Annotated in this window: 18 protein-coding genes; 13 read left to right on the top strand and 5 right to left on the bottom strand. The window is 64.2% G+C overall.

Annotation, left to right across the window (positions count from 1 at the left end):
• Positions 1 to 19: 19 nt before the first annotated feature.
• Entirely contained in the window at positions 20 to 1120 is a 1101-nt protein-coding gene (locus ACU688_RS13455) for an extracellular solute-binding protein (protein ID WP_448185111.1), read from the bottom strand.
• Between the two features lie 53 nt (positions 1121 to 1173).
• The gene (locus tag ACU688_RS13450) at positions 1174 to 1989 is read right to left on the bottom strand and encodes a carbon-nitrogen hydrolase family protein (protein ID WP_448185110.1); all 816 of its coding nucleotides are present in this window, start codon (positions 1987 to 1989) and stop codon (positions 1174 to 1176) included.
• Between the two features lie 96 nt (positions 1990 to 2085).
• Between ACU688_RS13450 and ACU688_RS13445 the strand changes: the two genes are divergently transcribed.
• Positions 2086 to 2868 (top strand): helix-turn-helix transcriptional regulator, encoded by a 783-nt coding sequence (locus tag ACU688_RS13445; protein WP_448185585.1) that lies wholly within the window; start codon positions 2086 to 2088, stop codon positions 2866 to 2868.
• Here the strand turns inward: ACU688_RS13445 and ACU688_RS13440 are convergent.
• Together ACU688_RS13440 and ACU688_RS13435 are read right to left on the bottom strand one after the other, a co-directional pair.
• Positions 2859 to 3962 (bottom strand): DmpA family aminopeptidase, encoded by a 1104-nt coding sequence (locus ACU688_RS13440; RefSeq protein WP_448185109.1) that lies wholly within the window; start codon positions 3960 to 3962, stop codon positions 2859 to 2861. The genes ACU688_RS13445 and ACU688_RS13440 overlap by 10 nt on opposite strands.
• Positions 3963 to 4056: 94 nt before the next feature.
• Positions 4057 to 4806, bottom strand: coding sequence for a class II aldolase/adducin family protein (locus ACU688_RS13435; RefSeq protein WP_448185108.1), 750 nt, complete (start codon positions 4804 to 4806; stop codon positions 4057 to 4059).
• A gap of 258 nt (positions 4807 to 5064) precedes the next feature.
• On the opposite strand from ACU688_RS13435, the gene ACU688_RS13430 reads away from it, so the two are divergent.
• From ACU688_RS13430 to ACU688_RS13400, 7 genes are all read left to right on the top strand, one after another.
• Positions 5065 to 6195 carry an LLM class flavin-dependent oxidoreductase gene (locus ACU688_RS13430; RefSeq protein WP_448185107.1) on the top strand — a complete coding sequence of 377 codons (1131 nt, stop codon included), beginning with the start codon at positions 5065 to 5067 and terminating at the stop codon, positions 6193 to 6195.
• A gap of 11 nt (positions 6196 to 6206) precedes the next feature.
• On the top strand, positions 6207 to 7268 hold the full coding sequence (locus tag ACU688_RS13425; RefSeq protein ID WP_124524463.1) for an aliphatic sulfonate ABC transporter substrate-binding protein: 1062 nt from the start codon (positions 6207 to 6209) through the stop codon (positions 7266 to 7268).
• Between the two features lie 267 nt (positions 7269 to 7535).
• The gene (locus ACU688_RS13420) at positions 7536 to 9776 is read left to right on the top strand and encodes a TonB-dependent receptor (RefSeq protein ID WP_448185106.1); all 2241 of its coding nucleotides are present in this window, start codon (positions 7536 to 7538) and stop codon (positions 9774 to 9776) included.
• A gap of 2 nt (positions 9777 to 9778) precedes the next feature.
• The gene (locus ACU688_RS13415; protein ID WP_448185105.1) at positions 9779 to 10960 is read left to right on the top strand and encodes an MFS transporter; all 1182 of its coding nucleotides are present in this window, start codon (positions 9779 to 9781) and stop codon (positions 10958 to 10960) included.
• A 142-nt stretch (positions 10961 to 11102) separates the two neighbouring features.
• The gene (locus ACU688_RS13410) at positions 11103 to 11885 is read left to right on the top strand and encodes an ABC transporter permease (RefSeq protein WP_448185104.1); all 783 of its coding nucleotides are present in this window, start codon (positions 11103 to 11105) and stop codon (positions 11883 to 11885) included.
• Positions 11882 to 12637, top strand: a complete 756-nt coding sequence (locus ACU688_RS13405) for an ABC transporter permease (protein WP_448185103.1) — start codon at positions 11882 to 11884, stop codon at positions 12635 to 12637. The genes ACU688_RS13410 and ACU688_RS13405 overlap by 4 nt, the downstream gene beginning before the upstream one ends.
• Positions 12638 to 12654: 17 nt before the next feature.
• Complete coding sequence (locus ACU688_RS13400; protein WP_448185102.1) at positions 12655 to 13458, top strand: ABC transporter ATP-binding protein; 804 nt, start codon at positions 12655 to 12657, stop codon at positions 13456 to 13458.
• A gap of 133 nt (positions 13459 to 13591) precedes the next feature.
• Here the strand turns inward: ACU688_RS13400 and ACU688_RS13395 are convergent, their stop codons facing one another.
• On the bottom strand, positions 13592 to 14659 hold the full coding sequence (locus ACU688_RS13395) for a sigma-54 interaction domain-containing protein (protein WP_448185101.1): 1068 nt from the start codon (positions 14657 to 14659) through the stop codon (positions 13592 to 13594).
• A 267-nt stretch (positions 14660 to 14926) separates the two neighbouring features.
• Here ACU688_RS13395 and ACU688_RS13390 point away from each other — a divergent pair, with 267 nt between their 5' ends.
• The 5 genes from ACU688_RS13390 to ACU688_RS13370 are packed head-to-tail and all read left to right on the top strand — an operon-like array spanning position 14927 to position 21088.
• On the top strand, positions 14927 to 16276 hold the full coding sequence (locus ACU688_RS13390) for an amidohydrolase (protein ID WP_448185100.1): 1350 nt from the start codon (positions 14927 to 14929) through the stop codon (positions 16274 to 16276).
• On the top strand, positions 16273 to 17343 hold the full coding sequence (locus tag ACU688_RS13385; RefSeq protein WP_448185099.1) for an ABC transporter substrate-binding protein: 1071 nt from the start codon (positions 16273 to 16275) through the stop codon (positions 17341 to 17343). The genes ACU688_RS13390 and ACU688_RS13385 overlap by 4 nt, the downstream gene beginning before the upstream one ends.
• Positions 17344 to 17364: 21 nt before the next feature.
• Entirely contained in the window at positions 17365 to 18549 is a 1185-nt protein-coding gene (locus ACU688_RS13380; protein WP_448185098.1) for an LLM class flavin-dependent oxidoreductase, read from the top strand.
• Positions 18549 to 20132 carry an ABC transporter substrate-binding protein gene (locus ACU688_RS13375; protein ID WP_448185097.1) on the top strand — a complete coding sequence of 528 codons (1584 nt, stop codon included), beginning with the start codon at positions 18549 to 18551 and terminating at the stop codon, positions 20130 to 20132. The genes ACU688_RS13380 and ACU688_RS13375 overlap by 1 nt, the downstream gene beginning before the upstream one ends.
• Complete coding sequence (locus tag ACU688_RS13370; RefSeq protein ID WP_448185096.1) at positions 20129 to 21088, top strand: ABC transporter permease; 960 nt, start codon at positions 20129 to 20131, stop codon at positions 21086 to 21088. The genes ACU688_RS13375 and ACU688_RS13370 overlap by 4 nt, the downstream gene beginning before the upstream one ends.
• Positions 21089 to 21092 lie beyond the last annotated feature (4 nt).

The raw sequence follows: 21092 nt of genomic DNA, 5'->3' as shown, positions 1-21092 counted from the left end.
CGAGCAGGCACCCCACACCTTACGTCCCACTCTTCACCTTACTCCAAACCCGCGTCCGCACCCGCTCCAACTTGAGCGGCAGCGGCTCCAGCGGAAACAGCGTATCCAACACCAATTTCGCCGGATACACCCCAGGATTATCCCGCACCCGCTCCTCCAACAACGCCGTGGCGTCCTTGTTCGCATTGGCATAACTCAAGTAATTGGACGTCTGCGCAATCACCTGCGGGCGCAGCATATAGTCGATAAACGCCAGCCCCTGCTGGGGGTTCGGTGCATCGTTGAGCAGCACCAGGCTTTCGACCCACACCGGCGCGCCTTCCTTGGGGATGCTGTATTGAATGTGGCGGCCACTGCCGGCTGCATCGGCGGCTTTCTTGGCGTCCATCACGCCGCCGGCCCAGCCGACAACGGCGCAGATGTTGCCATTGGCGAGGTCAGTGATGAAGCGCGATGAGTCGAAGTAGCGGATGTGCGGGCGCAGTTTCAGCAGCAGTGCCTGGGCTTTCTGGTAGTCGTCCGGGTTCTGGCTGTTGTAGGGCAGGCCCAGGTAATGCAGGGCGATGGGGATGATTTCACCCGGCGCATCCAGCATGGCCACGCCGCAGGTGTCCAGCTTGGCGAGGTTTTCCTCTTGGAAGATCAGGTCCCAGGAGTTGACCGGTGCGTCGGCGCCGAGGATGGCGCGGACTTTTTCCACGTCGTAGCCAATGCCCGTGGTGCCCCACAGGTACGGCACGGCGTAGCGATTGCCGGGGTCGTTGCTCTGCACCTTGGCCAGGATGGCCGGATCAAGGTGGGTTGCGTTGGGCAACTGCGCGCGATCCAGCTCCTTGAGCACGCCCGCCTTGATCAGGTTGGGCAGCAGGTCGCCGGTGGCCACCACCACGTCGTAGCCGCTGCGGCCGGCCATGAGTTTGCTCTGCATGACTTCACTGTTGTCGAACACGTCATACGCGCTGTGTATGCCCGTCTGCGCCTGGAAGGTTTTCAGCGTGTCGGGGGCGATGAAGTCATACCAGTTGTAGATATTGACCTTCGGTTCTTCTGCCTGGGCGCAGGTCACTGCGCCACTGATCAAGCAGGCCAGGCCCCATCGTACGTATCGAGTCAGGATCATCGAGCACTCCAGGGCGTTGCCGCCCGATTATTGTTTTGGTTGGGGAAGATCGATCAGCGCAGCAGCAGCTCCCGGCGTCCATCGGCGTGTTGCACGCTTTCGCCGCTCAGGTACAGGCGGCGATCATTGAGGTAGTGGTAGTCCGCGCGGGCGGCGTCGAGTTGTGTCATGTCCAGGGTGACGACCTGGCGGGTTTCGTCGCGCCCCGCCTCGAACAACACGCGGCCGAACGGATCAACCACGGCACTGCCGCCAGCGAAAACCAGGCCGTCGTCGCCCTCGCCGACGCGGTTGACCATCACGCTGAACACCTGGTTTTCCTGGGCGCGGGCCATGATGGCGGTGCGGTGCACGGGAGCATAGGGGTCCATATTGCCGTTGGTGACGATGATCAGCTCGGCCCCCAACTGCGCCAGGGCACGGGCTGTTTCCGGCAGTTCGATGTCGTAGCAAATCAGGATGCCGACGCGGATGCCCTTCCACAGCGCCGTGACAAAACGGTCGCCCGGAGTAATGTCGCCGCGCTCGGAAGGCCATAGGTGGGTCTTGCGATAACGCAACGCGATGCCCTCGGGCGTGACCAGCACCGAGGTGTTGTAGTGCACGCCGGCATCGCTCTCGACCAGGCCAATGACCACCGACACACCACGCTCGCGCACCGCCTGCTCGATTGCACGCAACGCCGGGCCGTCAAGGGGCTGCGCCACCTCGGCCAATTGTTCGCCGGCGACGAAGCCCATCAGATGGGTCTCGGGAAACACCAGCAGGTCGGTGTCCGTGCCACACGTGGCGATGGCTTCCAGGGCGCGTCGCAGGTTATAAGCAGTGTCGCCGTCACGGCCGGCCAGTTGCATGAGTTCGATCTTCATCGTGGATCCTTGTGCACAGTAAGCTGGCAACGAGTATGGGCCGTACCCCCATGGCACAAAATCACTTCGATGGGGTAACCCCGAATGGGTAGCGAGATGCACCTGACCTTGCAGGACCTGGCCTGGCATGACGCCGTCGGCCGGTTGATCGAAACACTGGACCAACCGAATTTCTGGACGTCACTCACGCGCCTGCTCGGGCGTTATGTGCCGATGGACAACTGGGTGGTGTTGATTTTCAGCGCAGGGCGCCCGCAGCTGCTGGCCGAATCGCCGGCACAGGAAAGCGCCAGCGACTCGCTGTTCCAGGACTATCTCAAAGGCTTGTACTTGCTCGACCCGTTTTACCTGGCCAATCGTGAAGCGCCGCAAAGCGGCTTGTTCCAGTTGGATGACGTGGCACCGGAATGCTTTGAGCAGACCGATTATTACCAGCGCTACTTCCGCCTCAACATCGTCGCCGACGAGATCCACTTCAATGTGCAACTCGACGCGGAGCGCACCCTGAGCCTGTCCCTCGGTAGCAGCACACGCTTCAGCCACGAACACTTCGCGTTGCTCGGGTTGATCCAGCCTTGGGTCGCCGGGCTGATGCGCCAGCGTTGTGGGTTTGAACAGGGCTTCAAGCGCGCACCAGAACCCGCCACAGACTGGCAGGAACGCGTGGACTCCCCCGGGCTGCACATCAGCTCAACCTTGACCAGTCGCGAAACCGAAGTGGCCCAGTTGATGCTCAGTGGCTGCTCGAACAAAGAGATCGCCCGCAAGCTGGCGATCTCTGCCGAAACGGTGAAGGTGCACCGCCGACACCTGTACAACAAGCTGGGGATCAAGTCCCAGTCCGAGCTGTTCCTGTTGTTCCTGCAAGCTCAGGAGTGAGGCGCCCAGCCGACCTGTTTCAGCGCCGCCAGCAGTTGCTCGGGCTTGAGGGCCAGCGCGGTCTTGCCCCGGCCGCTCAGGTCGTTGGCGGCCAGCATGGCGTTGAGGATCGCTTCTTCAACCGCGTCCGCCGCCGCGACAAACAACGCCGAAATATAGTCGTTGTTGACCATCTGCAACGCCGTCGTCGGCGGCCCGGGCTGCCCCAGGTCGGCCACCGGCAACCCGCTGTTGCCCACCGAGAACGCGATAAAAATATCGCCACTGTCGTCTTCGGTGCCGCCACCCACCCGTGCCAAGCCGATGCTCGCGCGCTGCGCCAGGCGTGTGCATTGGTGCGGCAATAACGGCGCATCCGTCGCCAGGGTAATCACGATGGAACCCATGCCAGGCACGCCGACTTTCACCGGGCCGTCATAGGGTGAAGGCACATCCTTCAACACGCTGCCAACCGGGTAACCCGCCACCCGCAATGCGCCGCGCGCGCCGTAGTTGGCCTGCACCAGCACGCCGACGGTCCAACCGCCCTCCTCGTCGCTCAACACCCGTGACGACGTACCGATGCCGCCCTTGAACTCATGGCAGATCATGCCGGTGCCACCGCCCACACAACCCTCCTGCACCGGTCCGCTACGGGCATCAGCCAGCGCCGCGTGGACATGCTCGGCCGTCACGTGCTGGTCCCAGATATCACTGAGGATGCCGTCGTAGGTCTCCAGCACCACGGGCATGCACCAGTAGGTGTGCTGCTGGCCCATCTCACGCTCGGCGGCGACCAGCGCATCACGCACCACGCCGACGCTGTGGGTATTGGTGTAGGCGATGGGCGTGGTCAACAGGCCGGCTTCGCGAATCCACTCCAGGCCCGTGGCGTCGCCGTTGCCATTCAACACATGCACACCGGCAAAACACGGCGCCAGGTGCGCGGCAACCGCACGCGGCTCGATGACGGTCACGCCGGTGTGCATGGAACGGTCGGCGTGCTCGGCATTGAGGGTGTGATGACCGACGCGCACGCCGGGCACGTCGGTGATGGCGTTGAACGCACCCGGCTGGCCGTCGCCGATGGTGATACCCAGATCTCGTAAACGCATGTTTTTACTCTCAATTGTCGAGTGAAGAACGTGCGGCGAGTCTAGGTTCACCCTGCGGCGGTGACGATAACCCTCTATTGTTACCCCCGAGGCGTTAGGCCGGCCGCGATGCAGACTCGAGTAAAGTGCGGCCCTGCTCCCACAACCCGGTCATGCGCCACTGCTGCTCCAGCACACCCTCGCCAAACGGCTGCACGCCGCCGAGGTTTTCCCCCAGTGCCTGGAAGTAAGCGCCCTCTTCAAACAGCAGGATCCATTCAGCCGATTGCAGCAGGTTCGGCCCGAAGAACGTCGCGCCGCCATTGGCTTCCAGTACCGCTGGCGTGTGCGGGTTGGCGGCGAGTACGTCGAGGATGTACTCGGATTCGGGCTGACGCCGGTCTATGTACACCGGCAGCTCGCGGGCCAGCGTCACCCGTTGCGCAGCGGCGTAGTTGAGCGGGAACACACGATGCGCTGCCGCATACCCACCCAAGTACGGCGTGTGTACATGGATCACCACGTTGACTTGCGGCGCGCCGCGAAAGGTCGCCGCATAGCGTCGGCCACCGCCGCCCTGGCGGCTGGCGCTCAACGGCTGGCCCGGCGCCAGGTGTTCGTCCAGATGCACCACGCCGTCGTAGCTGGCGACCACCGCACGGATGCTCTGGTCATCGTCCCACGGGCCGGGCGTGGCCACGACGATCAGCAAGTCGCTGCCCGGCACCCGTACATGGGCCTGGAAGGTGTTGGTGGCGGTCAAGGTACGGGTGTCCTTGAGCACCTTGAAAATCTTCGCGGTATCGCGCTTGGTCTGTTCGACCTGGTGCAGCAGGGCTTCACTCAACGGGGCAGGCTGGCTCATCTGACGGACTCCAGAATCAGGGAAAGGTTGTTCCTCCTCTCAGCACGAGTTGTGCCAGCCGCCACAGGCCCGTGATCCGGGGCATTGGCACCGTAAGGATGTTGTCTCCCCAGCAACCACTGCTGACCGACTGCTGCCACAGCAGCACCCGGCGCCGCGCGTAGCCGGGTCGCGCCCGCAATTACGCTGCCCCGGGGGACTGGCATGGGCGTTGCTATCAGCCTCTGCAACGTTTTCCATTTCTTTTCGGGAGCCTGTATGAGCACGGAGTTTTTCTGGCGGTTGCCCCTGGGCACCGACGGCCAGCAACTGAGTACAGACCTGCACAATCGCGGTAGCTTCAACCGCAGCCCTGGGCATATCGCGCCAGGCTATCGGCCCAACGGTGAGCCGGATGGCTTCACCTATATCGACTACATCGCGCAGGTGGCCAAGGCCGCCGAGCTGGCCGGTTTCGAGGGCGCGTTGTTGCCCACCGGCCCGGAGCCGTGGATTGTCGCTGCCGCGCTGGCCCGCGAGACCCGGCGCATCCGTTTCCTGGTGGCGTTCCAGGCCACCTGGACCCTGCCCGCCTACGCCGCGCAGCAGGCCGCGATCCTGCAACACCTGAGCCACGGGCGCCTGGACTGGAACATCATCACCGGCGGCAACCCGGCCAGCCAGCGCGCCCAGGGCGACTTCCTCGACCATGACCAGCGTTACCGGCGCACCGGCGAGTTCCTCGACATCATCCAGGGCCTGTGGGAGCACGAGCAGTTTTCCTATGAAGGCCAGGTCTACCAGCTGGAGAACGGCTCGCTGCCCCCTGGCCTGCGCGCCGAACGCAAACCCGGCGTGTACTTTTCCGGCTTTTCCGAGCCGGCGCTGGACGTCGCCGCCAAACACGCCGACGTGTACCTGAACTGGGCCGAGCCGTTGGACAAACTCCAGCCGCACATGGACCGGGTGCGCGAACGCGCCGCGCAACAAGGCCGCGAAGTGCGCTTCGGCCTGCGCGTGGACCTGTTCGCCCGGGAAACCGAAGAAGCCGCCTGGCGCGACCTGCGTCGCCAGTTCGACGCCGTGGGCAATCGCGGCAGCAGCGAGGCCAAGGCCTTTGTTGGCGGCTCGGATTCGGTGGGCGCCGCACGCCAGACCGCGTACCACCAGAATGTCGACCGCTTTGAAGACCTGATCATCGGCCCCAACCTGTGGGCCGGTTTTGCCAAGGCCAAGCCCGGCCCCACCGTGGGCCTGGTGGGCAGCCATGAAAACGTCGCCGAACGCCTGGCCGAGTACCGTGACGCGGGCTTCTCGACCTTTATCCTCGCCAGCAACCCACACCTGGAAGAAGCCCTGCGCATCGGCCAGGAAGTATTGCCACTGGTGCAAGACCGCCCTTCGCGCTGAACAGGATGACCATGAGCACACCTTCTCTCGATACCCTCTGGTACACCCACAGCCCGGTGCCGACCGGCCTCGGCATCGCCGTGGAATCCGGGCGCCTGGCCGAAGCGTTCCTGCCTTCGGGCACCAATATCCAGGCCTTGCGCGAATCCAGCGAACGCGACATCCGCGAAGCCCACTACGACCATCACCTGCCCAACTCCGTGCGCCACGGCGGCAACATCCCGGCGATCTGGGCCTATGCCAATGGCGGCGACACGCGCCTGCTGGGGTTGTCGTGGAGCGATGAAGTGCAGCTGATCCTGACCACCGTCGAAAGCGGGGTGAAAACCGTACGCGACCTCAAGCACCGCCGCTTCGGCATCCCCAAGTGGGCCAACGTGCAGATCGACTTCACCCGCGCCCAAGCCCTGCGCGGCCTGGAGAACGCGCTGAAGCTGGAAGGCATGAGCGTCAGCGACGTGGACCTGGTGGACTACCCCTACGGCGGCACTTACAGCGATGAACAGATGCGCCACGTCCACGGCGCCCAGGTGTCGTTCGGCTTCAACCGCGCGCAACGGCGCAACAATGAACTGATCGGCCTGCTGCGCGGCGACATCGACGCGATCTTTCTCAAGGGCGCCCACGCCGTGCAACTGGCTGCCGAGTTCGGCCTGCATGTGGTGATCGACACCGGCTCCCACCCCGACCCGATGATCCGCTCCAACAACGGCACGCCGCGCACACTCACCGTGGACGGGCATTTGCGCGAGCATCACTTCGACGCCGCGAAAACCATCGTCGACTGCGTGCTGCGCGCCGAGCAATGGGCCTGGGCCAATCCCGAGAAAACCCGCCAGTTCCTCGCCCGCGAACTCAACACCAGCGAGTACTGGGTGGCCACGGCCTATGGCGAAGATGCCCATCGGCGCCTGCGCACCATGCTTGATGAACAGTCGATCCTGGCGTTGCAGGACTTCACCGATTTTCTCCATCGCTGGCAGTTCATCCCACGGCGTTTCGATGTGCGTGACTGGATTGATTTCAGCGTGCTGGAAAGTGTCCTCGGTGCCACTTCACGCTTGTCTGTCTAGTTTCATGACGCGCACCTTGGCCGGCTTGCCGGCCTTTTTTTCGCCCCGGGAAAAACCCGCCTGCTCACCCGTAAACAGCCCCTTGCTGACCGGCTGCTGCTGGGGCAGCAACACCCTGCGCAAACCCGAATAAAAACCATATATATCAACAACATAAAACTTGGCACAGGCCCTGCTATAGAGCTGTAGCTTTCAAGGTTTGCAGCGCACTTAAAAGACAACTTAAGCAGACCGAAAAGTACCAGCACCATTACTTTCGGAGGGGTTATGTACCGCATCAACAGGATCACCCACAGCCTATGGCTGGCCACGGCATTGACCGGCACGCTGCACAGCCTGCCCGTATTGGCGCAGGAACAAACGCCCGCCGCCGACGACAGCGCGCCCACCCTCAAATCGGTGACGGTCACCGCCCAGCGCCGCGAAGAAAGCGTGCAGGACATCGCCAACGCGGTCAGCGCCGTGTCCGGCGAAAGCCTCGGCCAGACCGGCACCGACTACATCGGCAAGGCCCTCAAGTTCGTGCCCAACGCCCAGGCCAACAACCCGGACGGCGATGCACGACCGCGCTGGTACATTCGTGGCGTGGGCACCGGCGACCAGGGCGCCGCCACGGTGTTCCCGGTGGGCGTGTACGTCGACGATGTGTACCTCAACGCGCCGCTGGCGGGCGGCGACCCGCTGTTCGACCTGGACCGCATCGAAATCCTGCGCGGCCCGCAAGGCACGCTCTATGGCAAGAACACCACCGGTGGCGCGGTGAACATCCTGACCAAAAAGCCGACCTTTGAGAACGACGGCTACGCCACCCTTGGCTACGGCAGCAAGAACGAAAAAATCGTCAATGGCGCTATCGGCGGCACCCTGGTGGAAGACCGCCTGGCCGCGCGCGTGTCGCTGTATTCCAAGGAACGCGACGGCTTTATCAAGAACGTCTACGACGACAAGGATTACGACCGCGTCGACAACAAAGCCGTGCGCCTGCAATTCCTCGCCAAGCTCAACCCCGACCTCACCGCACTGTGGACCCTGCACGACAGCCAGACACGCGGCACCGCAGCAGGTCTGTTACCGGTGGGCCGCTTCCCGTGGCTGGGCGGCTATAACCGCAGCAACCCGGACCGGCGTTACATCGACAGCAACGTCGACAATAAATCGAAGATCGAGCACGCCGGCACCGCGCTAACCCTCAACTACGACCTGGGCGACTACCGCCTCACCTCGATCAGCGCCTACGACGAAACCAAGCAACGCAGCATCAGCGATGACGACCTGTCGCCGGTAGAAAGCGGGCGCAACTACACCAACAACCGCTGGCGCCAGTACTCCCAGGAATTCCGTGTTGCCTCGCCCACCAGCGAAACCCTGCGCTGGATCCTCGGCACGCACTTCTTCCACGAAGACCTGCAAAGCGCTGGCGCCACCTCGGCCTTACCGGATGAAGGCGCGTCTGAGGCCAGCTACACCGGCACCTCGTTCAGCCATAAAAACACTAGCTACGCACTGTTCGGCAACCTCGCCTACGACTTCACCGACCAGTTCACCGTCACCGGCGGCCTGCGCTGGACCCGCGAGAAAAAAGCCATCGACCTGGACCTGGTGCAAACCACCGGCAGCAACTTCAACGGCGACTGGTGGGATTCAGGCTCCCTGCAAAACCCGGTGGACGTGACCGGCGCCGGCATCACTACCAACGGTAATGCCAAGCGCAACAAGACCTGGAGCGCGGTGACCTACGACCTGACCCCGGAATACCGCATCAACGACAACCTGCGGGTGTATGCCCGTTATGCCAAGGGCTTCCGCTCGGGGGCGTTCAACACCGGGTTGTCCAGCAGCCTGGAGCAGTTGAGTACGGTGCAGCCGGAGACCCTCAATTCCTATGAACTGGGGCTCAAGTCCGAGTGGCTCAATGGTCGGGTGCACGCCAACGCCAACGTCTTCTACTACGACTACAAGGACATGCAGGTCAGCGCTACCACCACCACCGCCAGCGGCAGCCTGGTGTCGTTGCTCACCAACGGCGCCGAAGGCACGGCGCGCGGCGCCGAGTTCGAACTGGAAGCCCAGGCCACCGACAACCTGCACCTGCAATTGGCCGCCTCGGTATTTTCCAGCGAGTTCACTGGCGACCTGTGGAAGGGCAACAGCTTTATCCGCGCGCCACGCCACACCTACGCGCTGGGTGCCGACTACCGCTTCCCACTGGATATTCCCGGCGCCCTGGTCCTGGGCGGCGACCTGCGTTACCAAAGCAAGGAGTACTTCATCTCGGCGTACCAGCAGTCGCAGTGGACCTGGCTCAACCAGGGCGGCTACACCGTCAGCAATGCGCACCTGAGCTACACCACCGCCGATGAGAAGTACAACATCACCGGCTTCGTCAATAACCTCACCGACAAGCAGTACCAGAACCACGGCATTTCCCTCAACCGTGGCAGCGCGCCGTATTGGGCGTCGTTCGGTGACCCGCGCACCGCCGGTGTGACCGTGACGGCGAAGTTCTGAGGATGCCCGTGAAGACCTCGCGCCCGGGTTTCCTGGTCAACTTCATGCTGCTGGCCACGTTCAGTGGCGCCACCATCGGCATGGCCAAGATCGTCACCACCTTGTACGCCCTGTCGCTGGGGGCGAACGCCATGCAGGTGGGGATCATCTCGGCCATGGAATCTTTAGGGATGGTGTTTCTCACCCTGCCTGCGGGTTTCGTGATCGCCCGTTATGGCGCCAAGCCGATCTATTTTGTGTCGAGCCTTGGCCCGATGCTGGTCAACCTGCTGATCCCACTGTTCAGCGGTTGGCTGTGGCTGGCGCTGGCGCAGTGGCTGATCGGCTTGTTCATTCCGTTTCGCATCGTGGCAATGAACAGCGCCTTCCTGCGCGAACTCAAGCACCTGGGCCTGAGCAAAGCCGGCTGGTATCGCGGCGCCTTGACCCTGGGCCTGGGCTTGCTGGGGCCGCTGCTGGGCAACCAGTTCAGCGGTGAGGGCCAGTTTCACTGGGCCTTTGTGCTGATCAGCCTGTGCTTTGGCGCGATGGCGGTGTACAGCCTGAGCTTCTGGGAAGGTGAACCGCCGAGCGAGCGCGCGCCTGCGCTCAACCTGGCGGCCATGTTCAGCGAAGCCCGTGAGCTGCTGGCGCATCGGGAGATCCGCGAGCCGTGCGCCATGGAGGCGCTCAACAGCGCGAGCACCTCGGTGTTCAGCACCTTCATCATCCTCTTTGCGCTACAGGAGGCGGGCTTGTCCCAGGACCGTGCGGTGGCGTTGGTGGTGATCGAAGGGGTTGGCGCGGTGCTGGCGCTGTTTGGCCTGGGCTACTTGCTGCGCCATCTCAGCCAGAGCTTGGCCTATGGCTTGAGCCTGGTGTTCGGCATCGCGGCGCTGCTGCTGATCGGGCTGAGTCGGGACTTTGTCTGGCTGGCCCTGGCGGGGGTTCTGCTGAGCCTTGCGGCCGCTGCGTTGCACCTGCTGAACATGAACCAACTCAGCCAGCAGGTGCAGGACAAGAGCAAGGTGTCGGGGCTGTTCCAGCTCGCCTCCATGGCCGGCGGTTTTGTCGGCGCGATGGCGGGCGGTGTGATCAGTTACCTGATCGGCCTCGGCCCGCTGTTTGTGTGTTGGGCGCTGCTGATCCTGGTGATTGCGCTGGCTTGGTATGCAGCGCGGCGCCAGGTGCCCGTCGCGGCCTGACTGCTGCTGTAGCAGCAGTGCACCAGCAACGCGTTGCCCTTGCAGCAGCGCGGTTGCCCGCCTTCACCCGTGTTTGCCGGGCCTTGGGCCTTGGCATACAAGCTGCACTATTGCCCTCAAGCAGACTGATAAGAGTGTACCCATGCCCCAACCTTCACTGCCGGTGCTTGCGTCCCGGCTCTCTTGGCTGATTTCGCCGCTGGCCTTGCTTGGCCTGTGGGCCGGCGTCGCAGCGGCCGGGGTATTCCCCCGGCAGTTGCTGGTGCCGCCCGGCCAGGTGTGGCGCACCTTTGCGCTGCTGCTGGAAAACGGCGAGCTGTTGGACCACTTGTTCACCAGCCTCGGCCGCCTGGGCTGGGGCCTGGGCATTGGTGCCGCGAGCGGGTTGCTGTTCGGCTTGCTGATGGGCTTGTCGAAAACCGTGGAAGCCTATTGCGGGCCGCTGTTCCATAGCCTGCGGCAGATCCCCAGCCTGGCCTTGATTCCGCTCTTGGTGCTGGTGTTCGGCATCGATGAAATCTTCAAAATCGTCATCGTTGCCGAGGCGGCGTTTTTCCCGCTGGCATTGGCCACCAGCCAGGGCGTCAAGGGCATTCCCCGCAGCTATTTCGAAGTGGCGGCGGTGTATCGCCTGCCCTGGCTGAGCCTGGTCAGGGCGGTGGCGTTGCCAGCGGTGACGCCGCAGATTGTCACCGGCCTGCGCATCGGCCTGACCCGCGCCTGGGTGGTGCTGATCGCCGCCGAACTGCTGGCGGCCGACAGCGGCCTGGGGCAGATGATCGAGATGGCGCGGCAGATGTTGCGCATCGACGTGGTCATGGTCGGTATCGTCGTCACCGGCCTGGTCGGCTTCGCCCTCGACTGGTCCCTGCGCCGCCTTGAGCGCCGCTTGCAGCGCTGGCAACCGACGCGGGTGGCGCCATGAAACGCCTGCTCCGCCACGCCCGTGGCGCGCTGCTGCCCCTACTGTTACTGGCCGCCTGGGAATATGCCTCGCGCCAGGGCGCCAGCGGCGCGTACGCCGTGGTGCCGTTGGCACAGGTGGCGGCCGGGTTGGTGGAGATCGTCGGCAACGGCGAGCTGCTGACCAACCTGCTCGCCAGCCTGCTGCGCACCAGCCAGGGCCTGTTGCTTGGCGTGCTTGCCGGCACCCTGATCGGCGCCAGCATGGCGTTGTCCAACTGGGGCGAGCGCTTGATTGCACCGCTGTTCCATAGCCTGCGGCAAGTGCCGATGCTGGCCTGGATTCCGTTGATCGCGTTGTGGTTCGGCAATGGCGAAAGCTCCAAGGTGCTGATCATCGCCCTCGCCGCCAGCTACCCGATGGCCCTCAACACCTTCGAAGGCTTGCGCCAGGTGGATGCGCGCCACCTCGAAGTCGCCCAGGCCCTGGTCCTCAGTCGCCGCCAACGCTTTGCCTTGGTGCTGCTGCCATCGGCACTGCCGAGCCTGTGTACCGGCGTGCTGCAAGCGATTGCCTTCGCCTGGGTCACGGCGGTGGGCAGCGAACTGTTCCTCTCGGCCGGCCCCGGGCTGGGCAACCTGATGATGAATGCCGAAGCCGGCGCGCGCATGGAGATCATCCTGCTGTGCGTGATCAGCATCGCCGCCCTGGGCTACGGCATGAGCCTGTTATTCACCTGCCTGAGCCGCTACCTGCTGCGCTGGCGCCCCTGATTCTGGAAGGCTTGGACATGACTGCAATCGCACCGGACATTGTTTCCCTGACACCCCACACCCTGCCCGGCGCCCTTGAAATCAAAGGGCTGAGCAAGGACTACCACCTCAAGGGCCAGCGCCTGCCCGTGCTTGACGGCATCGACCTGAAGGTCGCCCCCGGCGAGTTCGTCAGCATCGTCGGCCCCAGCGGCTGCGGCAAATCCACCTTGCTGCGCTTGATCCTCGGCCTGGACAACGACTACAGCGGCCAGATCCTCCTCGACGGCCAACCCGTCACCGGCACCAGCCTCGACCGTGGCATCGTGTTCCAGGACCATCGTCTGTTCCCATGGATGACCGTCAGCCAGAACATCGCCCTGGCCCTGAAAAACCACCGCCTGAGCGCCCAGGCCAAGCAGCAGTTGGTGGATGAACACATCGCCAAGGTCAACCTCGAAGGCTTCGCCGACGCCTACCCGCACCAACTCTCCGGCGGCATGGCCCAACGCGCCGCCATCGCCCGCGCGTTGATCAATACGCCAAAAGTGCTGTTGCTCGACGAACCCCTGGGCGCCCTGGATGCCCTGACCCGGGTGTACCTGCAACAGGAACTGCAACGCATCTGGGTCAAGCAGCGGTGCACGGTGATCATGGTCACCCATGACATCGAAGAAGCGCTGTACCTGGGAGACCGGGTGATCGTGATGCAGGCGCATCCGGGGAAGATCCGGCGGGAGATTGCGGTGGGGTTGCCCCATCCGAGGGATCATCTGTCGCCAGAGTTGCACGCGTTGAAGGCGCAGTTGCGCGCTGAGTTACTAGGGGAACATCAGGCCTGACACATCCAAAAAATGTGGGAGCTGGCTTGCCTGCGATGGCATCAACTGGGTGGACCTGATGTACCGAGGTGTCTGCATCGCAGGCAAGCCAGCTCCCACAGGGGACTTGTGTCAGGCCAGTGCCGTGTGCAGCTCAATCGGCCTTGGCCGGATACCCGCCAATCGGCGGCAACTCTCCAATTTTCTCCAAGCGCGCCCGCACAATATTGCGGCTGATCCCCAGCAACCGCCCCGTCTGCAACTGGTTGCCATGGCAGAACTGGTACGCCGTGCGAAACACCTGTTCCTCGATATGATCGAACAGGTTGTCCAGGTTCTTCTCAAACAAACTGATCAACGCCGACTCCAGGTCGCCGCCCGCCGCAGGCAGCGCCTGGATCTCCTGGCGCACCGCCGCACTCATCTCCACCAGGTGCAAATCCCCCGGTTGGATCAACTGCTGGCGGCACACCAGCAACGCGTGGTGAATGGCGTTTTCCAGCTCACGGATGTTCCCCGGCCAGTTATGCGCCAACAGCTTGCGCTCGGCCTCGGGGCTCAGTTGCGCGCTGCTGTAGCCCAGGCGCCGGCAGTGTTCGGCGACAAAAAATTCGGTGAGCGGCAGGATGTCTCCCGGGCGCTCGCGCAGTGGCGGCAGGCGGATGGTGGCGACGTGCAGGCGGTAGAACAGATCCTCGCGGAAATTGCCCGCGACCACCGCATCCGCGAGGTTGATATTGGTCGCCGCCACCAGCCGCACGTTGATCGGAATCGGCGTGCGCGAGCCTAGGCGCACCACTTCGCGCTCCTGCAACACCCGCAGCAATTTGACCTGCATGCCCAACGGCAAATCGCCGATCTCATCGAGGAACAAGGTGCCGCCGTTGGCCGCTTCAAACCAACCGGCCTTGTTCTGCGTGGCACCGGTAAAGGCGCCCTTCTCATGGCCAAACAGTTCGCTCTCCACCAGGGTTTCGGGGAACGCGCCGCAGTTCACCGCGACAAAGTTGGCCTGGCTGCGCCGGCTCAGGTTGTGGATCTGCCGCGCGACCAATTCCTTGCCGGTGCCGGTCTCGCCGATGATCAGCGCGTTGGCTTCACTGGGCGCCAGGCGCTCGATGCGGTTGAGCAGTTCCTGGGAACGCGGGTCTTTGAAAACCAGTACGGTGGCCCGCACCGTTTTGCTCAGTTCACGGGCGTTGGGGTGGGTGAGCAATGACATCTTACGGTCCTGTTTCCAAAGTACTTGGGCGCCATAGTGAACCAAGCCACATAGATAAAATAATTATTAATTGGCATTTGAATATTCCAATAAAACATATGAGATGCACTGCTGCTGGAGCAGCAATCCATCAGCAATCGCTCGCTGCTGATTCAGCAAAATCCCCCAAGAAAACGCACCCACATCCCGAAAACAGGGGACATGGGCGCCTGGCATGCATTCTGCGTTGTCCCTCGGCATTCGTCGTTTGAACCCCGAGGCTTTTGCATGAATTTAACCCGCCCCATCCCCGCGCTGCTCGCCGCCTTGCTCGTCGCGCCCCTGGCCAGCGCCGTTGAAATCGACCCGCAACGGTTGAGCCAACTGGACCAGGACATCCAGCGCGCCACCCCGCAGTTGATCGAACTGCGCCATGCCATCCACCAACATCCCGAGCTGGGCAACCGCGAATTCGAGACGGCCAAACGCGTCGCTCAGCGCTTGCGTGAACTGGGGCTGACGGTGCAGACCGAAGTGGCCCACACCGGCGTGGTGGCGATCCTGCGCGGCGGCAAGCCTGGCCCGGTGGTGGCGATCCGCTCCGAGCTGGACGCGCTGCCCGTCACCGAGCAAACCGGCCTGCCCTACGCCTCCACCGTCAGCGTGCCCTACAGCGGCAACGACTTCAGCCAGGCCGGCAAGACCGTCGGCGTGATGCACGCCTGCGGTCACGACGCGCACATCGCGATTGTGCTGGGGGTGGCTGAAGTGCTGGCCAAGCACAAGGACAGCCTGCCCGGCACCGTCAAGTTCATCTTCCAGCCCGCCGAAGAAGGCGTGCCGGTCGGCGAGAAAGGCGGCGCGCGCCTGATGATCGAACAAGGCGTGCTGGCCGAGCCGGCGCCGCAGGCGATTTTCGGCCTGCATGTGGGGCGCGGCGTGTCCGGCTCGCTGTCCATCAGCCGCGAGCGCACCACGGCAGCGGCGGACACCTTTGTCGCCACCGTGACCGGCGCACAAACCCACGGCGCCTTCCCTTGGGCCGGGATCGACCCGATCCCCCTGGCCGCGCAGATCGTGCTGGGCTGGCAAACCATCCCGAGCCGGCAAATGGATCTGGTGGCGTTGCCGGCACCGGTGATTTCCGTCGGGCGCATCGACGCCGGTGTGCGCAGCAACATCATCCCCGCGCAAGTGCGCCTGGAAGGCACCGTGCGCACCTTGAGCCAGACCCAGCGCGACGACGTGATCGAACGCCTGCGCCGCACCGCCAGCAAGATCGCCGAGAGTGCCGGCGCCAGCGCCAACATCGACGTCACCCCGACCTACCCGGCGGGCTACAACAACAGTGCCTTGGTGGATGCGCTGCTGCCGCAACTCAAGGCCTCATCCAAGCTGCCGGTGGACATCGAATCCGGCGTCTACGCGGCGGACGACTTCGCCGAATACTCGCGCAAGATCCCCGGCGTGTTCTTCGGCCTGGGGGTGACGCCCGACGGCATCGACCCGGCGCACACCTGGCCCAACCATTCGCCCAAGTTCCTGGTGGACGACAACGCGCTGCCGGTGGGCGTGCGGGCGCTGTCCCGCGTGACCCTGGCCTATCTCGCCAACAACGGCTTTGGAGCACACCCATGAAGCGGCCCTACAAGTACTTGATCGCAGCACTGGCGCTGATTCCCGCGCTGAGCGTGTTTGCTGCCGACACCCCGAGCAGCGTGCGCATCGGCATCGTCTCGTTCACCCAGGGCGGCAAGCCGGTGTTCGGCGGCATTCCCGGGCGCGTTATCGAAGAAGGCTGGCTGCAACAGGAGCTGCAAAAACGCGGGGTCACTCTGGAGTGGCAGGCCCTGCCCCACGCCAACGCCGGCCCGCAGATCAACGAAGGTTTTTCCAACAACGGCCTGGACTTCGCCGTGCGCGGTGACTTGCCGTCGGTGATCGCCCTGGCCGGCGGCGTGCCCGGCAAGCTGGTGGTGCCCGGCGGCAGCGGCAATAACATCTATCTGGTGGTGCCCAAGGATTCGCCCGCGCAGTCCATCGGCGACCTCAAGGGCAAGCGCCTGGCCCTGCACCGTGGGCGGCCGTGGGAGTTCCCGTTCAGCCAGTTCCTCGCCAGCCAGGGCCTGGCGCTGAAAGACTTCAAGATCGCCAATATCAACCCGCAGGTCGGCGCCGCAGCGGTGTCCGCTGGCAAGGTCGATGCCGCCGTGCTGCTCAGCGAGGCCTATCTGCTGGAAGACAAACAGGTCGGCCGGGTGCTCTGGTCCAGCAAGCAAGGCGACGCCGACTGGCGACTGGCCTCGGACCTGTGGGGCACCGAGCGCTTTGTCGACAGCCAGCCGCAACTGACCCAACTGGTCGCCACCGCCTGGGTCAAGGCCAGCCAATGGTTGGCCGATGAGCACAACAGCGACGAGTACTACCGCTTCTCGTCCCTGGCCGGCACCCCGCAAAGCGTGCTGCGCCGCGACGATCAAGGCGATCCGGTGCCGTGGGTGCAACGCTGGGCACCGAAGACCGATGCACAGTTGCTCAAGCACTTCGCCGCGCTGTCCCAGTACGCCCTCGACAACCAGTTGATCAGCAGCCAGCCCGACTTCAGCCAGGCCCTGGCCACCCGTTTCACCGACCAGGCGATCCGCGACCTCGGCCTGATCGACCTGTGGCCCAACCTCAAGGCCCAGGTCGAAAGCGCCCGCTAATTTTTTCCAGGAGACTGCTTGATGAGCATCGACTTTTTCACCCGCCTGCCGCTGCATGGCGAAACCCAATTCCTCCCCGGCGACCCGCGCAACCGCGGCGACTGGCAAGCCCCGGAAAACAACAGCGGCGCCGTCTCGGACTTCGCCGTCGGCGACCCCTTCACCTACATCGACTACCTCGGGCAGATCGCCCGTGCCGCCGAGATCAACCGCTTCAGCGGCGTGCTGATGGTCAACGCACCCAGCGGCGAAGAACCCTGGACCGTCTGCTCATTGCTGGCCCGGGAAACCCGCACGCTGAAATTCGTCAGTGCATTCCAGCCCTTCCACTTCTCGCCCTTCGTCGCCGCGCAGATGGCCGCCACCTACCAGCGCGCCAGCGGCAACCGCCTGGTGTGGAACATCATCAACGGCGGCTCCGAAGTGATGCAGCGCCAGGTCGGCGACGTCACCGGCCACGATGAGCGTTACGCGCGGGCCAGCGAGTTCATGGACGTGGTCAAGGGCTACTGGAACAACGAACAGTTCCACTACGCCGGGCGCTACTACAGCGCCGAAGGCGGCGGCCTGCGTGGCCCGCAGAGAAAAGCCGAGCTGCCGCTGATCTGCACCGCCGGCTCTTCCGAAGCCGCCCGTGAATTCGCGGCCAAACACGCCGATTACTACTTGATGCGCGCCGAGCGCCCGGAAGAAATCCGCGCACTGATCGACGACGTGCGCCGTCGCGCCGTGGCCCATGGCAATGGCAACCTGCGCTTTGGCTTGTCCGTCGATGTGGTCACCCGCCCGACCGAGGACGAAGCCCGTGCCGAGGCCCGGCGCTTTTTCGACGAAGGCGTGGCCAAGGGCGTGGTCCAGCAACTGGCGGCCCACGACGGCCTGCGCTCGGCGCGCAAGCTGGGTTTTGAACAGGAGTACGCGCAAAAACAGGCGCCCGGGTTCGATGACTTTTTCATCCACCCCAATGTGTGGTCCGGCTTCGGATATATCGGCGTGCCGCCCGGCGTGGCGCTGGTGGGCAGTTACGCCCAGGTGATTGAGCGGATTCACGAATACAACGCGGTGGGCATCGAGCTGTTTTTCCTCGCCGGCTACCCGCACCTGGAAGAAAACTACCGCCTGGGCGAACACATCCTTCCGCACTTCCGCCACCTGCGCCAACCCGCAGCGCGGCAGCCGGCACAACCCGACGAGCAGGTGGCGTAATGGACCCGACGTTTTTCAGCCGCCGGCGTTTTCTCGGCAACAGCCTGACCGCCGGCTGCGGCCTCGTGCTCGGCAGCAGCTTGCTCAGCGCCTGTGGCGACGGCGCAGCACCGCAGGCTTTGGTCAACACCGTGCCGAGCGGCCCGCAGTACGGCGGACGCCTGCGCCTGGGGGTGATCGACGGCAGCCGCAGCGGCAACCTCGACGCCCACAAGCCGGTAGGCAGCGGCATCATTCGCGGCTTTGCGCTGTACAGCAAACTATGGGAATGGGACGAAAACATGCTGCCGCGCCTGGCCCTGGCCGAGGAGGCCGAAGTCAGCGCAGATGCACGCACCTGGACCCTGCGCCTACACAAGGACCTGGAATTCCACCACGGCAAGACCATCGACGCCGACGACCTGGTGTTCTCCATCCGCCGCCTCACCGACCCACAACTGGCCTCGCCCTACGCGGCGCTGCTGCACTGGATCGACCGTGACAACCTGGAAAAACTCGACAACCGTACCCTGCGCGTGCGCTTCAAGGACGGCGCCGGCTTTGTGCCGCTGCCGGAAACCTGGGTCAACTTCGGCGGCATCGTGCCGGTGGACTATCACCCGGTGACCAACCCGGTGGGCGCCGGCCCCTACAAATTCAAAAGCTTCAGCCCCGGCCAACGCTCGCTGTTCACCCGCTTCGAGAACTACTACAAGGACGGCAAGCCTTACGCTGATGAGTTGGAAATCATCGACTTCAAGGACCAGACTTCGCGCCTGGGCGCCTTGCAGTCCGGGCAGATCGACCTTGCCAACGGCTTGGCCAACGAACACCTGCGCCTGGTCCAGGCCAATCCAAAATTGCAGGTGCTGACCTCAGTCACCGGCAACTGGCTGACCTTCGACATGAACCTCAGCCAGGCACCGTTCAACGACCCGCGCGTGCGCGAAGCCTTTCGCCTGATGGCGGACCGCGAAGATCTGGTGGCTCGCGCCCTCAACGGCCAGGGCCGCGTGGCCAACGACCTCTATGCGCCCAACGACCCGACCTTCGACCACAGCATCCCGCAGCGCAGCTACAACCTGGAACGTGCCAAAGCCTTGCTGCGCGAAGCCGGCCAGGAGCATTTGAGCGTGGAACTGGTGGCCGACCAGGACAGCGGCGGCGTCGGCTCGGCGCTGGTGTTTGCCGAACAGGCCAAACGCGCTGGCGTGGACATTCGCGTGCGTCAGGTCGACAGCGCCACCTTCAACGGCCCGCAACTCACCGAATGGCCGCTGAGTACCGGTGGCAGCATCGGTGCGCCGTTCCTCACCTGCGGGCTGCACTCCGACGCGCCGGTGTCGGTGGCCAACAAGACCCACTTCAGCGACCCGCGCTTCGACCAGCTGTTCCTCGAGGCCCTGGCCCAACCCGACCTGGAAAAACGCCGCGTGCTGGTGCACGAAGCCCAGCAGATCCAGCATGACAAAGGCGGCATGTTGATCTGGGGTTACGCCAACCTGCTCGACGGCATCGCGAACCGGGTCGGCGGCGCCCAGGCGGAGAAAACCCTGTTCCCCACCTGGCGCTTCGACAGCCTGTGGCTCAAGGAGCCGGCGTGAGTAGGCTGGCACGGCGCCTGTTGTCCGCGCTTGGCAGCGTGCTGCTGATCAGCTTGCTGGTGTTCCTCGCCATCCGCCTGCTGCCGTCCGACCCGGCGCGGGTGATCCTCGGGCCGGGCGCGCCCGAGGCGTCGTTGCAGGTGCTGCGCGAACAACTGGGCCTGCACTTGCCGCTGTGGCAGCAATACCTGCACTGGCTGGGCGCGGCGCTGCACGGTGACCTGGGCCAGTCCCTGGACTCCCAGGTGCCCGTGACCCAACTGCTGGGCCAGCGCTTCGCCAACTCCCTGGCGCTGCTCATCCCCGTCGCCCTGTGCAACCTGCTGCTGGCCGTGGGGCTGGGCACGCTGCTGGCGCTGTACCGCGACCGCTGGATCGACCGCCTGACCCTGCCCCTGCTGGTGATGTTCAAATCATTGCCGGGGTTTGTGCTGGCGATCGGCTTGATCATGCTGTTCGCCACCAGCCTGTTCACCTGGCTGCCAGCCGTGTCGCTGCTCGACCCGGATCACTCGGCGTTCACCCAGGGCCGCTACCTGGTGCTGCCCGTGGCCGCGCTGGTGCTGGCGAGCGCGCCGTACCTGATCCGCCTGGTGCGTGGGGCGATGATCGAAGCGCTGCACAGCGACTACCTCGAAGCCGCCCGCCTGCGTGGCCTGCAACCCTGGCGGCTGGTGCTCGGGCATGCCTTGCCCAACGCCGTGCTGCCGCTGATCCAGGGGCTGGCGCTGACCCTCAGCGTGTTTTTCAGCAGCACCTTGCTGGTGGAGATGGCGTTTACGTACCCGGGGGTGGGCAGCCTGCTCAACGACGCGATTCGCCTGCGCGACGTGCCGGTGATTCAAGGGGGGGTGAGTGCGATTGCGGCGTTTGTGGTGGGGGTGAATTTGCTGGCGGATGTGCTGGCGAGGCTGTGCGTGCCCAAACTGCGTACCCATCACCTCTCGATGAGTTAAGGGC

This window comes from Pseudomonas acericola (SeqCode) (genome assembly GCF_053456465.1).
This window is presented reverse-complemented; position numbering and strand designations above follow the sequence as displayed.